Below are 13,063 nucleotides of genomic sequence, written 5' to 3'. Positions count from 1 at the left end.
GGACAACGCTTGCCCCCTACGTATTACCGCGGCTGCTGGCACGTAGTTAGCCGGGGCTTCCTCCTCAGGTACCGTCATTCTTCTTCCCCGAAGACAAGGGTTTACAATCCGAAGACCTTCATCCCCCACGCGGCATTGCTCCGTCAGGCTTTCGCCCATTGCGGAAGATTCCCCACTGCTGCCTCCCGTAGGAGTCTGGGCCGTGTCTCAGTCCCAGTGTGGCCGTTCACCCTCTCAGGCCGGCTACCGATCGTCGCCTTGGTAGGCCGTTACCCTACCAACTAGCTAATCGGACGCGGACCCATCGGAAAGCGGATTGCTCCTTTGGTTGTCCGGGGATGTCCCCAGACAACGTTATGCGGTATTAGCAGCCCTTTCGGACTGTTATCCCCCACTCTCCGGCAGGTTGTCCACGCGTTACTCACCCGTCCGCCACTTAGAGCTTCCATCGAAACTTCAGCTCTCCGTTCGACTTGCATGTGTTAGGCATGCCGCCAGCGTTCGTCCTGAGCCAGGATCAAACTCTCCACAAAAAATTTTGTAGATAAAGCTTGAGTCAAGCTCTTAATAATTGAAATCATCGTCCGTCCTGCTTACGCAGGCCGAATTGACTTAAGTCGCACGCTTTGCTTTACAACTGTTCGATTTTCAAGGACCCAAGTTTTTCTTGCCCGTTTGTCGGGTGGAGGACTATAATATCATTTCGTATTCCTAATTTCAACTGGTACTTTTAAGCATTTCGTTTATTTTGCTTAATAACCTTTTGAAAAAGGCCACACACGGTTTCTAACCGCTTGTGTTTTTACCCTGATGAATACGTCCTGTCCGCGACAGGAGTTATAGATTATCACTACTGGCCCACCTTTTCAACCGGTAACTTCTGGTGCGAAAGGAGGGATTTGAACCCTCACGGTTGCCCACACGCCCCTCAAACGTGCGCGTCTGCCAGTTCCGCCACTCTCGCTTCTCTCCTGGAGCCACTGACCGGGGTTGAACCGGTGACCTTATCCTTACCAAGCATACGCTCTGCCGCCCTGAGCTACAGCGGCGTTTTGTGATGAGCAATAAAAAACCCTTTCGGATTGTCTAAAGAATTTCTTCTTAAAACAAGAAAGGGAATCCTGACTTAAACGTTTTAATCGATTTTTTGCAGGATCATTCAATGGTCCGGAATTGAACCGGCAGAAGGGGTGCCACAGTCCTTTCTAGCACCTGCTCCATTGTCTTCGCTCTGTCTATTTATGTGGAGGCCAAAACGAATACCACATGGAGCGGAAGACGAGATTCGAACTCGCGACCCTCGCCTTGGCAAGGCGATGCTCTACCACTGAGCTACTTCCGCGCTGGCCAATCAATTTTAAGCCTTAAAACCCACAATATATGAACCAATGGAGCCGACGACAGGACTTGAACCCGCAACCTACTGATTACAAGTCAGTTGCTCTACCAATTGAGCTACGTCGGCGTTATGGCGGAGCAGACGGAATTGCATTTTATCAAGAGCTATGGTCAATATCAATATGAACTTCAGCCCTCCGGCACCATACTACGGATAATGAGCTCAATTAAGGGAATGCGTCTTTTATCGACAAATAAAGCGATTTTACACCCGATGACGGTCTTTGTACAAGCAGATATACTGAAAACACCTAATTCATTTGAAGGGAGTTTCGGAATATGCTTGTCGCTGAAGTGTCATTTCGAAAAGATACCGATTTGTACAACAAACACATAAGTGATTGGTTGTCCGATTTTACCGCACATCGGGTTCGAGAACTGATTAAGAGGATCATTGCGTTACATAAGTTGTTCGCTACTCATGAAAAAATAATGAATCGAACAGATATCCTTCATATTACTATCGGAGGCACACCTTCTTCTCCCCAATTAGAAATTTCTTCACCGGTGATTCGTATGATCAGCTTAAATTCAGAATGGGAAACCCTTCTACAGGCAACTGGAATGTCTATTATGAATGATTACGAACGAATTCAGCCGCAACAGTTGGTATTGGCCTTAGCGTAAAGCATAAGACCTATAAAGCCCTTGTTTTCTGAAGGGACTTTCAAAATGGATTTTTATGAAATAAAAGAAAAATCGGAACCCATTCTCAAAAAGTACGGTATTGTTCGAGCTTATATGTTCGGTTCATTCGCCCGTGGGGAACAAAAGGAAACGAGTGACGTTGACCTTCTGATTGAGTACGGTGGTTCGAAAGAGAAACTATCTCTATTTTCTTTCGTAGAACTAAAAGAGAAACTGGAAGAATCATTACAGCGTAAAGTTGACTTAACTACCGAGATGGGTCTTACGGAACGCATTCGAAATAATGTGCTTCGTGATAGGAAACTGATCTTCGACTTACATGAAGCATTCACTCACGGTAATGACCAATAGCCCACCGCACTACATCCGCGGAGGGCTGTTCATTTGATTTTGTTTTTTCGACGTGGCGGATCACGCCCAGGCCTTGAGGCACGTTTGTCCGTGGGTATAGGGATAACCTCCGATGTCGCGGCGACCTCCACACGCGTCGGCAGTTCGCGCGTAGACTGCTTGCGCCGTTTTTTCGGCTTGTGCCAAGCGATCAACATATCCAAAATATCGTCGATCAAAAAATACGAGATGATCGACGCGGCAAACAAAACGATAATCAGGCTCAATCTATACTTATTCCCTTCCGCAAAAACTTTCTTGCGGCAGCCAGCGTTTTTCTTTCGACGGCGGAAAGGGAATGCTCTCTTCTTAAGTATATGTGCAAGCCGAGTATCGTATGCCTGCCGATTATCGATACATCATTCCTGCGCATCCATAATCTCGCTGAGTCGTATTTCCCTATCCTCACCGTTGACCAAAGTGTATAGCCTGCCCGCTATGACCGTTACTGGTATCGCAGACAACCATATCCCATCCTGCAACCGAATCCGAATTTCCTCTTGGTTTCGCATTGCCTTTGCCAAGATGTGCTCCATTTCCTCCCGTTTCGTTTCAGAAGGCGTGGATAACTGCTCGGCAAGGGATGTTAGCCTGCCTTGTATCGTCCCTTCCCGATGTTCTGGAAGGAAAAAACTCGTTCGCCAGAGTTTATTGGAACGATAAAACTCAGCCACTCGTTGTTCCATGACTCTTTTGCTCCGGCTCATTTGCGATTCCTCCGGGCTTCTTTGGCCATGGCCATGGTGCCGTCATCTAACGTGGTGACATGGTATCGTTCGCCATTATGTAATACGAGATATCCGGGTTTTAGGCCGGATTCCTCCAAGCTTTGCAATAGATCAACCGTGATCTTTGACCAGGTGACCCCGCCATCCACACTCACTTTTATCGCGGTTTGGTTATTGGACATCGATTCGGTGTAGTCAAGGTCCGGCGCGATCTGGCTGTACTTTTCTTCTTGACATTCGAACATACAACCCCCTCCCACGCGAACATTATATCGCAAACGGGGTAATGTTAAAACATACGTTCTGATGAATTTGTAAAACGAAAGAGCGACGGCGAGGATATGCCTGTCGCTCTTTCGTTTTTAAAGACTGAAATCGTCCAGTGCCCGGTCGATAATATCCTGGTTGATACCGATGTATCGAAGTGTGACACCGGGCGACGAGTGGTTAAAGATTTCCTGTAGCTGCGCCACGTCGCGCGTACATCTCTCGTATACTTGGGTCCGTCCAGGGTGTATAATGTTTCCATAGTTTAGTAGAAGGAGTGGGATTGATGTCTGTATTTACGCCTGCCGAGGTTTTTAGCTGCTAGGTCGCAGATTCCCCTGACAGGCATAAGGGGACCTTCTGCGACCATCGATTGAACTTGGTCAAGGAGGAAACCCCATTGAAACTTTCTATTCTCGGTTGGAATGAACACTTTGCCCACCATTTTTCTGCCTATGATGAACAAGTCTACCGCGTGGGCCGGGTAGCTGTGGAGCATACCCATCTTTACCGTGTCTATTGTGAAGACGGAGAAACCCTCGCCGCCGTCTCCGGAAAATATCTGTACCAGGCGCAAGGCCGGCAAGACTTCCCGGCTGTCGGTGACTGGGTGGTTCTCAACCGTTCCCTTCCCGGTGAGCAGGCTGTCATTCACGCCTTGCTCCCTCGCCAGACCAAGTTTTCCCGTAAGATAGCCGGCAAGACATCGGATGAGCAGATCGTCGCCTCCAACGTGGACACGGTCTTTCTCGTGATGGCCCTAAACCGGGACTTCAATCTGCGGCGCATGGAACGCTATATCACTTTAGCTTGGGACAGCGGTGCCAGCCCCGTCATCGTGCTCAGCAAGGCCGATCTCTGTGCAGATTTGGATGAAAAAATCTCCGCCGTCGAAACGGTCGCTTTCGGTGTCCCTATCCACCCGGTCAGTGCGATGACCGGTGCAGGGGTAACGGATTTGATGCGCTATGTGACGACCGGACAGACGGTTGCCCTGCTCGGCTCTTCCGGAGTCGGTAAGTCGACCTTGATCAACTGCCTGATGGGAGAAGAACTCCAGAAAACCCAATCTGTCCGGGCTGACGACGACCGGGGACGACATACCACCACCCACCGGGAGATGATCCTCTTGCCCGGGGGCGGGATTCTCATCGACACCCCAGGCATGCGGGAACTGCACATGACGGGATCTTCTGAAGGTATCCAAGACGCCTTTGAAGATATTTTGGCCTTGGCCGAACAGTGCCGGTTCCGGGACTGTCGCCACGAGCAAGAACCCGGTTGTGCCGTCCAGAATGCTTTACAGCGTGGGGATTTGGATGCCAGTCGATATGAAAGCTATGTTAAGCTCCAAAAAGAGCTGGCTTACATGTCCCGCCGGGAAAATCAACGGGAGCAGCTCGCTGAGAAAGAAAAGTGGAAGCAGATTCACAAACAGATAAAACAACATTTTAATTTTAAGCGATAAAAGGCAAGGCCCCCTTCCATGTGACGGAAGGGGGCCTTTTTCTACATTATCTGAGAAATGGGCAAAATGTCATACAAAAGAGGCATCGTTATCGTTTTAACGTTGTTCAGTCGGTATTGTGAAGAGTTCTTTCATAGATGCTACAGCAGCGTCAATTGCTCTACCTCTTCTAAGCGCTCCAAGCTCGTTGGCGCATGATCCTGAAAATAGGCGTAGCGGATCTCTTTTTGCGCCTCAACGATAGCGATGGAGGGATCTTTCGTCGGGCGGAGCCGGCAGCTATAGATAATGGGGAAATAGTCGCGAAGGAATTTCCCTTCCGCATGGGCTGTGAGGGCGAGCATTTGGAAACCCAACTGCTGGGCGATGAAGAAGACCGGACCTAAGACGTGGCTGCTCGACGCTTTGCCGAAGGGGTTGTCCAGGATGACGACGCGGTGGTTTCCCTGGCCTTTGCGAATATGCTGGCGTTTTTCAGCAAGGTAGTTGAGAATGCCCAGGAAGAGGGTCATGTTTTTGCTCCATTTCTCCCCGCCTGACCACTTTTCACTTGTCGGCCAATCTGTCAAGGCGCTGCTGACGCGGTTATCATTGGTGACCTTCCGGCAGCGTACTTTGATCTCCTGGCTCGATGAGACCACTTGCAGCAGTTGCTTCGGGTGGAGCCAGCTTTCGATCTGAGCCTGCACTTTCGCCGTATCTTCCAGGCCTTGCTCGTTGCGGTACTTCTCATTTTCCAGTGCCTTCATCATCCATTCGAGATGTTGGCGGAGCTTCGTCTTCCCTTCCAGTTCCGGCCAGTGGGGAACGGTAAAGTCGAAGATCTCTTTTCGTTTCTCCTCCACTTTGACGGCGGTCATCTTGGGAATCGCTTTCAACTCTTCACAGATCCGCACCAGGTGGGAATGGAGATGGTTGATGAAAATCTGCACCTGCTCATCGAGGCTGCGCAAGCTCTCTTCGGCAATCCGGATGGCCGTTTCGATCCGCTCTTGCAGTCGCAATCCCCAATCGTGGATTTCACTGAAGCTGTCTTTTAACCGGATGCCGTTGACGGCTTGTTGCTTCGTTTTTTCATCCTTGATCTCTTGGAGGCAGTAGGCTTCAAAGCGCTTGCGCTCCTGCTCCACCGTTTTGCGCTCCAGGTCCACCTTTTCTTGCGCTCTCTCCAGTTGCAGGGCCAGCTCGTTCGTGAAGGCCAGCCGTTTATAGGGATACTCCCTCAAGTCCTCTTCCTTCAGCGATATGGCGGTGATGCTTTCTCGCCCGAATTTATGGACGCCCCGGGCCACTTCCAAGGCTTTTTTGACACTGTTCAATTCCGCATAAAGTTTTTCTAATCGCCGTCGTTCCCCTTTTACCTGCACACCCTCTTGACTCAGGCGCAGTGATTCTTGATGAAGGACAATCTCGACCTCTTCGAGGGGCTGCCGGCCAAAGTCAACTATGGCTGCATCGGTGAAGGTGTTGAAGAATTGTTCTTCTTTGGCCGCCACCCGTGTCCGGGCCTCCGTAGCTTTCGTCTGCGCGTCGCTCAGTTCTTGGTTCAACCGATCGAGGGTTCGTTTCAAGGACCGGGTCCTTTCGGTCAGACGCTCAATCTCTTCTTCCCCATTCGGTGGGAAGGTGATTTCCCCTTGGAGGATGTCGCTGAATTGTTCCCGCTGTCTGCGAATCTGCTGCTCCAACCGGTGCACATCTTTTTCTGCGCTACTGATCATCGCCTGCAAGGATTTGCGGTTTTGCTGGATACCCTGCAGTTTGTCGGTCAACTCGGCCTTGCGGCTTTTTAAGAGGTTGAGGGAGAGCTCTGCTTTTACGGGAGCGCTGTTTTGGCTTTCCTTGTTATCGACGTCGTTGCGAATATCTTTTAGCTTCTCGTCCAGTTCCCAGGTGCGCTTTTCCTGCTGACGCTGCTTCGATTCCAGATCGTCCATCTGTGTCTTTAGCTCGTCTACCTTTTGGGCGACCCCTTTCTCGTCGGCGCTCAGCCCTTCCAGCCTTTCGGTCAAACGGCTACGCTCTTCTTGAAGTCGCTTCCATTCAAGCCCCTTCCGGTAGCGCTCCGTCACATCAGCCTGTTCGGCTTCCCAGCGAATCTTCTTGCTGGCGCCTTCCTTTAACTGGCGCTGCAAGTTCTGCTTTTGACCATCGATTTGAGCGACGGCATTGTGCAGCTCTTCCAGACGCCCTTTACCTTGGCTGATCTTCTCTTTTAACGGTATATAGATCTGTTGAAAATCATATTCCTGCCAAAAGCGGTCGACGGCATCAGCCAGCGCATGCCACTGGCGAAGCTTTTCTTCCAGTACTTTTCGTTCCTCGACGACGAAGGCAGCTTTTTGACGGCTCTCTTCCAGCCAGGCCTGAAAAGGGATCGGTTCTGAGATCTGCGGCCATTGGCCCGGTGCCACATGGACCGCCGGCAGTTCAAAGGGGGTCGTCCAACGCTCCTGTGCTTCTTGCTCCGTCAAGATGAACACGGGGTGAGTCCACTGCTGGGCGGCTGCTTCGACGAGCTTCTTGACCTTGTCCAGATCGGCAGCGCCGCAGATCAGGGTGATGGGCCAGAAGGGATAATGCTCATAGAGTCTGCTCAAGGTCAGCTGGGGCTTCTCTTCCAAAAGGATTTGCAGGAAGGCCGTACCCAGTTGTAAGGAGGGGATGTCTGATTGCCACCGACGGCACTGCCGTTCGAGCCCCGGATCGGCCGTGAACAGTTGGCTGTCTTTGTAAAGGTCATAAAACCGCAGCAGGATCCGTTCCTGCTCCATCTGTTGATTCTTCTCTTCTTCCAGTAAGGTCCTTGCTTCATGGAGGCGCGCCCGGATGGTCGGCTGCCGTTTGTAGATAGAGTTGAGCTCCCGGTCTTCCGGGGAAAGAAGGTGTAACCGTTCGATCAGTTGCTGCGCTTGTTTATCGATGGTCGACAGTTCCGTCTCCCACTTGGTGAGATCTTGGCGGAGGGCAGTTAATTCTGTCTGGACTTGCTTTTCTTGGCGATGCAGTTCTTCACTCTCGGCCTGCCAGCGTCTCATGTCGGCGATGAGCCCATTGAGGTCTTCACCGAGGGCGATAGACCGTTTCTGCCAGTGGGGAAGCTGTTCCTCCACTTGCTCCCGCAGCGGATCGTGCAAGATAGCCTGGACGATTTTCTGCATCTGTTGCTCTTTATTCTCGATATGCGTCCGAGTCTCTGTGCAGAGAACGAGTAGGCTTCTCCTCTTTTCCTCTGCTTCGAGGAGTGCCTTTTTCTTCGTCTGCTCTTCCTGGGCCAGTTCCGATAAAGTCGCCTGGGCCCGATCTTGCAGCTGACGGAAGTCCTCTTCCAGCCGGTCGAAGTGATAGCGCAATTGGGAGAGAACCTGTGCCCGTTCGCTTTGCAGATGGGCGATATCGGGCGAATGATCCAGTTCCTCCAGTTGGCGCTGGTATGCGCTCAGGTCTGTTTGCTTATCTTGAAGTTGTTCCAACAGCGCGGCCAGTTTCAATGATTCCAGCAGGCTTGCGCTCTCGCGATGCTCTGCCTGTTTTTCATCGCGCCGCTGCTCACAGCGGTAGAGCCTTTCCTCCGCCTCGGATCGTTCCCGCTGTAGGCGAGCGATATCTAGGGAAAGGGCTTTTTGACGCAGCCTTTTCTCCTGCTCTTGCAGAGCCCGTTCTTTTCGGTCTAATTCTTCCTGGGCCTCTACCGACTGGGCCAGTTCCTCATCGACATGCAGAAGCAGCCCCTTGGCGCGGCCTTGCAGCGATTGATAGGCCTGCTCCTCCCGGTCGAAGCGGCTGTACCGTTCCACCACTTGACCGACGCGGGAGATGACGTCCTGGTATTCCTTAGTCTGTTCGGTCAGTTCCAGATATTCGCGAAAATGCTGCCGGTGGTTATCGAAGAGCCGGGCGAAATCCTTGGTGCCGTTACCAGCCATGCCCTGTTCCACCACCGGAATGAGCAACCGGTCAACCAGTTGGCCCGTCGTGGCGCACTGTTCAAAGAACTTTTCTACGCCACCTTCTGCACCGTTGATTTTAAGAATCGCTTCCCACTCGGATGGGACGATTTGAAATGTTTCTTCGAGATATGCCTGGTACTCTTTTTTCGTGCCGAAGGTCTTGGCGTTCATGTGGCTGTAGGACATGCTTTGGTAGTATTCTTTGATCTCTTCGCGGCTGGCCGGACGTTTGCCCGAGCGGTCTTTCTGCACAAAGGGGAGGTTTTCGATCTGTCCCTTGTCTCCTGCCGGGTAGTCATAGGCATAGAGCAGATATTCGAGTCCCTCTTTGCCCATATAAAAAGTGACGCAGGTCAGGGCGTACTGTCGCGGTTTGTCGTTGAGGATCCACTCTACAGCGATATGGGCCGGCGCCGCCGACACGTCGAGGGTGTCACGGAGTTTGCGATCGGCCAGGATGCCATTGGGGATGACCGCCTGGGCGGCCGTCTGCACGAGGACCGATTTACCTCCTCCGTTTTCGAGCAGAATGGCGCCGTTATGGCCGTCAAACCGGAAGGTCTGGTCCGTGTACCGTTTGTTGCCCTGTTCATATTGCACGTTCGTCAGGCGGATTTTAGCGATGGCCGGCATCGGGATCATTCCCTTTCACTTGATCGAACTGATACATATAGGCCAAGAGGTCCCGGTTGTATTCCCGGTCCATGTAGTACCGTTGGACGATGATCTTGGCTTTTTCCGTCAGTTTCAGTTCGTCGTTGCCCTGATCTTGCACCAGGTCCTGGGCGTCGAGAAAGCGGATGACCCGCTTCAAAAAGCCGAGCCGGCTCTGCTGCTTCGTATCTTGCCGCTTTGCCGTCTCCTTGAGATCGTCGAGGGAGTCCCAGAAGTGAATCACGCCGACCCAGTTCCACTCGGTCTCGCCTTCGTTCTGGGCAAGCTGTTCTTCCCCTTGTTCTTTGATCGTATCGAGACGCTCCCGAATCTTGCTCATCCACTCACCGATCGGCAAAAAGTCCCGCGTCGCCTCCGGCGTTTCATAGCTGTCATAAAACTCGCCGAAGAGGACGATGATGGCAAAGTACATCATGTAGAGATCGATGTTGGTTGCCTGGTAGCCGAGATATTCTCTTTTAATGTAGGCATTTTTCATGCCGAAGGGGGACTGGCCTGACTTGGGCACCAAGTAGAGGTGGTCTGAGGTCTTGACGACGACGCTGTCCATCTCGGTGGCAAAGGTGTCGACCAAACTGCGTACTTCACTCTGGGCGATATATTCCCGAAACCCCGGCTGGTCTTGGGACAACTGCCCCTTTTGCAGCAATTGTGCATATAGACGAAAGGCCAGTTCCATATGAGCATGTTCAACGACGGTCGTCACGCGTTCACCTTCAATCGTAAGATCATTTCTTGGATCTCATAGCGGGGATGGGGCTGCAGCAGTTCCGGTTCTTCCTGCACTTCAATCTCTTCCACGTGGGAAAAAGCGGCGATGATGTCGTCGAGGAGATAGCTCTTTCCGTCTTCATTGCGTCCTTGATGGATCTGTAAAGGCGTACGCTGGTGAAGGAGCAACCAGTAATCATAGAGCGACCGGTTTTCGACGAAAGGAGCCCGTTCTGGGTCGGCCTGCAGGTATTCCAGGAACTCAGACAGGCGGATTTCGGTTTTTTCTCCCAGAAAGGCTTGCAGTTCTTGACTGAGCCGGTGAAAGTTTTGCCGCTGCTGTTGGAGATAGGACGGATCTTCCGTGCGGTCGTCCGCTTCCGCAAAATGGGGGATCTCCCATTCGCCCTCGTCATCGCCCCCCGTTCGCTGGGGCGCAAACACGTCTAAGGGAGACCAATTTCGTTCCACATAGGGCCCGAGCAGCGGTTTGATCAGCCCTTCCAAGGCAAAGGCAGGCATGGGTGAGGTCACGACGCGGGAGGTGACATCCTGGTTGAAGTTGAAGGCGATGAGCCCGGCGTGGTAGAGCGATTCTTTTGCTGCATGCAAGGCCTTTCGTTTGAGGGTGATGCTGTCATGCAACAGGGAGCGGTGCATACGGTGGACCTCATCGAGTTCTTTCGCGATCTGGATGAGCAGGTTGTAGGCTCGGATATCGCGCTCCGCCGTCATCTCATATTCCAATTTGCGTTTTTTCTCCAAGACAAAGCCGTAGAGTTCACGGAATTCTTCCTCTTCCCGGGTCAGGCGGCTATGGATGGCATCGAGGATCTCCGTGTATTTCTTTTGCGTCTCATGGGAGATGATGTTGCGCTGCACTTCCAGATTGAGTTGAATCATTTTCCGCTGCAGTTGTTCCACAGCGATCCGCATCTCATCGATTTCGCGCAAGGCACCATTTAGCTCGCCCTTTTCGAGCTGTTTCCGGAGCACCAATTGACTGATGGAAAGATGAAACTCACTGAAATACTCTTTCGTGGCAAAGATCAGTTCTAGGCCTCGTTCAGTCAGGCGGTAATTCTGGATGTTTTGGCTCAAGTCGGAGTCGCTCACTTCAATGAGAGAGTAATAAATCCGCTCCTCTTGGCGCGTTTCCCAGTTAAAGAATACTTTTTCTTTTCGCTTACCCGAGGCGTCTCGGAAGGCGTCAATAATCTCCCGGGCGATTTTTTGAAATCCCGCTTCATCGGCGCTGATGGGACCTTCCTGGTTCATCTCCTGCAGGTATGCCGCCAAATCTTTCACCGAGGTCTGCCGGCGTCGCGTCAGCATGCTTTCGAAGAAAAAGAGCAGGCTGACCATGCCGAGGCTGAACCAGTCGATGGGGTTATTCTGCTGGTCCCGACTGACCTTCCGTCCCAGTTCGTAGAGGGGATCAAAGATGGCCAGGCGGTTGATGCGCTCGCGAAAGCCTCTCGTCAAGTCAGCCAAACGCTGATCCATGCTGGTTCCTCCATATATTCGCTGTCTCTTCCGCCGACAAGGCCTCTTGGGGCAAGTAGCCCCCCTGGCCCATCATCGATTGAATCGCGGCTTGTTCTTCTGTGGAGAAGTTCGTTAAAAAAAGGGCGAAAGCTTCCGGGTTCGGCCTCTGGTTCTCTTTTCCGATAGCATACTCTTTTTGCAGTAAGGCGCGGTAAAAAGGCATGGCCAAGCGAATAGGGTAACGCTTCTGCAAGCTGTACCAGATGCTGATGCCTTCATGATCTAGATCGCCGTAGTAGTGAAAGATGTGGTCCTGTTTGCAGGATGGTGCGGCATGGGAAAGAGCATTTTCAGAAAGTGCTGATTCGGAAAGTGTTACTTCGGGAAGTATTCTTCGGGGAAGTAAGGTATAGCAATCAACTTGGGGCTGTTTCTGAATGAAACCGCCTGAACAAAAACCAGCCTGAGTCGTAAACCCTTGCAGGGTCGATATGATCGCCTTACCTTGTCCATAAATCAGCATCGTGAAGACGCGTTGCTGATTCATCAACGGCATGAGCACATGGTAGGGCGTTTTATTTTCAACAATCAAATGTTCATGACATAGGCGCTGGGGATCTTTATACAATTCGGATTGAATCGCAAACATGCAGGGATCGGGGACGGGAACGACCGAGAGCCTTTCAAGAGACAGGCCGACTCGGGCTAAGAAATCGGTCCCTTCTTTGCTTTCCAACCATTTCTCATGATCAAAAATTTCATAGGAACGTTCCTGTAGGGAAGCGGCTTTTTGCGGTAGGCCCTGCCTCTGCAGGTAGGTGTCTAGCTTGGTCAGTGAATCCTGATCCTTTTCCCAAACAGTGGGGCTCAGTCGGTAATAACTTGATAAGTCAATCAACGAGTGAAACCGCAACCGGGCACGTTTGAGCCTCTGATAGTGTTCTTCGTGAACTCTTCCGTGCCCGATAGTGAACTTGTTGGGCAGTGGCGGAGTTTTCCGATTCGTCCCTTTTGCTTTGATCGGTGTTAAAATCCCGTCATCGATGAGTTTGTTGATGATTGACGCAAAGCTTCGATAATCGGTGTTTCCAGGCATGGTATCCTGCAAAAGAGAGAGTTCCATCGTCTTTAATTTGTGGTTTTTAATCGTTTGTAAAATAGGATTGAGAATGTCATCATTCATCAGCAGATCCCCATTAGTTGATTGTTCTCCAAGTAATTTCCAAGCCATTTCACATTGCTGAGAGTAAATCTCCATTGGTCGACAGCAAAACTCCGTTGGTTGTAATTAAGGTCGTCATTCCTCATTAAATCTCGATAAATCGACGGATTATTCAATC

10 protein-coding genes, 4 tRNA genes and 1 rRNA gene are annotated in these 13,063 nt (G+C 51.4%); 3 read left to right on the top strand and 12 right to left on the bottom strand.

Going from position 1 to position 13,063, the window contains the following annotated elements:
* From GJ688_RS15535 to GJ688_RS15515, 5 genes are all read right to left on the bottom strand, one after another.
* Positions 1–533: ribosomal RNA gene (locus GJ688_RS15535) — 16S ribosomal RNA — on the bottom strand; the annotation flags it as partial.
* A 348-nt stretch (positions 534–881) separates the two neighbouring features.
* Positions 882–964: transfer RNA gene (locus GJ688_RS15530), tRNA-Leu, on the bottom strand.
* 8 nt (positions 965–972) lie between these two features.
* Positions 973–1,049: transfer RNA gene (locus GJ688_RS15525), tRNA-Thr, on the bottom strand.
* 218 nt (positions 1,050–1,267) lie between these two features.
* Positions 1,268–1,342 (bottom strand) — tRNA-Gly (locus tag GJ688_RS15520).
* 47 nt (positions 1,343–1,389) lie between these two features.
* Positions 1,390–1,465, bottom strand: a tRNA-Thr gene (locus GJ688_RS15515).
* Between the two features lie 212 nt (positions 1,466–1,677).
* Here GJ688_RS15515 and GJ688_RS15510 point away from each other — a divergent pair.
* Together GJ688_RS15510 and GJ688_RS15505 are read left to right on the top strand one after the other, a co-directional pair.
* On the top strand, positions 1,678–2,025 hold the full coding sequence (locus GJ688_RS15510) for a hypothetical protein (RefSeq protein WP_155477464.1): 348 nt from the start codon (positions 1,678–1,680) through the stop codon (positions 2,023–2,025).
* Between the two features lie 45 nt (positions 2,026–2,070).
* On the top strand, positions 2,071–2,397 hold the full coding sequence (locus GJ688_RS15505; RefSeq protein ID WP_155477463.1) for a nucleotidyltransferase family protein: 327 nt from the start codon (positions 2,071–2,073) through the stop codon (positions 2,395–2,397).
* A gap of 29 nt (positions 2,398–2,426) precedes the next feature.
* Here the strand turns inward: GJ688_RS15505 and GJ688_RS15500 are convergent, their stop codons facing one another.
* From GJ688_RS15500 to GJ688_RS15490, 3 genes are all read right to left on the bottom strand, one after another.
* A complete protein-coding gene (locus tag GJ688_RS15500) occupies positions 2,427–2,663 on the bottom strand; it encodes a hypothetical protein (RefSeq protein ID WP_155477462.1) in 237 nt (78 codons plus the stop codon).
* 132 nt (positions 2,664–2,795) lie between these two features.
* A complete protein-coding gene (locus tag GJ688_RS15495) occupies positions 2,796–3,143 on the bottom strand; it encodes a hypothetical protein (RefSeq protein ID WP_155477461.1) in 348 nt (115 codons plus the stop codon).
* Entirely contained in the window at positions 3,140–3,409 is a 270-nt protein-coding gene (locus tag GJ688_RS15490; RefSeq protein ID WP_155477460.1) for a hypothetical protein, read from the bottom strand. The genes GJ688_RS15495 and GJ688_RS15490 overlap by 4 nt, the downstream gene beginning before the upstream one ends.
* A gap of 422 nt (positions 3,410–3,831) precedes the next feature.
* Between GJ688_RS15490 and rsgA the strand changes: the two genes are divergently transcribed.
* Entirely contained in the window at positions 3,832–4,899 is a 1,068-nt protein-coding gene (gene rsgA / locus GJ688_RS15480; RefSeq protein WP_155477459.1) for a ribosome small subunit-dependent GTPase A, read from the top strand.
* 140 nt (positions 4,900–5,039) lie between these two features.
* Here rsgA and GJ688_RS15475 read toward each other — a convergent pair whose 3' ends face one another.
* From GJ688_RS15475 to GJ688_RS15460, 4 genes are read right to left on the bottom strand one after another with little or no spacing between them, the layout of a single operon-like run.
* Positions 5,040–9,491, bottom strand: coding sequence for a coiled-coil domain-containing protein (locus GJ688_RS15475; protein WP_155477458.1), 4,452 nt, complete (start codon positions 9,489–9,491; stop codon positions 5,040–5,042).
* Positions 9,466–10,230: a DUF6063 family protein gene (locus GJ688_RS15470; protein WP_207708826.1), complete on the bottom strand. Its 765-nt coding sequence runs from the start codon at positions 10,228–10,230 to the stop codon at positions 9,466–9,468. The genes GJ688_RS15475 and GJ688_RS15470 overlap by 26 nt, the downstream gene beginning before the upstream one ends.
* Positions 10,227–11,741: a replicative DNA helicase gene (locus tag GJ688_RS15465; RefSeq protein ID WP_155477457.1), complete on the bottom strand. Its 1,515-nt coding sequence runs from the start codon at positions 11,739–11,741 to the stop codon at positions 10,227–10,229. Before GJ688_RS15465 ends, GJ688_RS15470 begins: the two co-directional genes overlap by 4 nt.
* Positions 11,722–12,906 (bottom strand): hypothetical protein, encoded by a 1,185-nt coding sequence (locus GJ688_RS15460; RefSeq protein ID WP_170292059.1) that lies wholly within the window; start codon positions 12,904–12,906, stop codon positions 11,722–11,724. The genes GJ688_RS15465 and GJ688_RS15460 overlap by 20 nt, the downstream gene beginning before the upstream one ends.
* Between the last annotated feature and the right edge of the window lie 157 nt (positions 12,907–13,063).

It is taken from the genome of Heliobacterium mobile, assembly GCF_009720735.1.
GTDB classification, from domain to species: Bacteria; Bacillota; Desulfitobacteriia; order Heliobacteriales; family Heliobacteriaceae; genus Heliobacterium; species Heliobacterium mobile.
Note: the sequence above shows the minus strand (reverse complement) of the source record. Positions and strands in the feature narration are given on the sequence as shown.

Coding starts and splice junctions, on each gene's coding strand:
- GJ688_RS15510 (WP_155477464.1), top strand. CDS start 1,678: ATGCTTGTCGCTGAAGTGTCATTTCGAAAAGATACCGATTTGTACAAC.
- GJ688_RS15505 (WP_155477463.1), top strand. CDS start 2,071: ATGGATTTTTATGAAATAAAAGAAAAATCGGAACCCATTCTCAAAAAG.
- GJ688_RS15495 (WP_155477461.1), bottom strand. CDS start 3,143: ATGAGCCGGAGCAAAAGAGTCATGGAACAACGAGTGGCTGAGTTTTAT.
- GJ688_RS15490 (WP_155477460.1), bottom strand. CDS start 3,409: ATGTTCGAATGTCAAGAAGAAAAGTACAGCCAGATCGCGCCGGACCTT.
- GJ688_RS15475 (WP_155477458.1), bottom strand. CDS start 9,491: ATGATCCCGATGCCGGCCATCGCTAAAATCCGCCTGACGAACGTGCAA.
- GJ688_RS15465 (WP_155477457.1), bottom strand. CDS start 11,741: ATGGATCAGCGTTTGGCTGACTTGACGAGAGGCTTTCGCGAGCGCATC.
- GJ688_RS15460 (WP_170292059.1), bottom strand. CDS start 12,906: ATGAATGATGACATTCTCAATCCTATTTTACAAACGATTAAAAACCAC.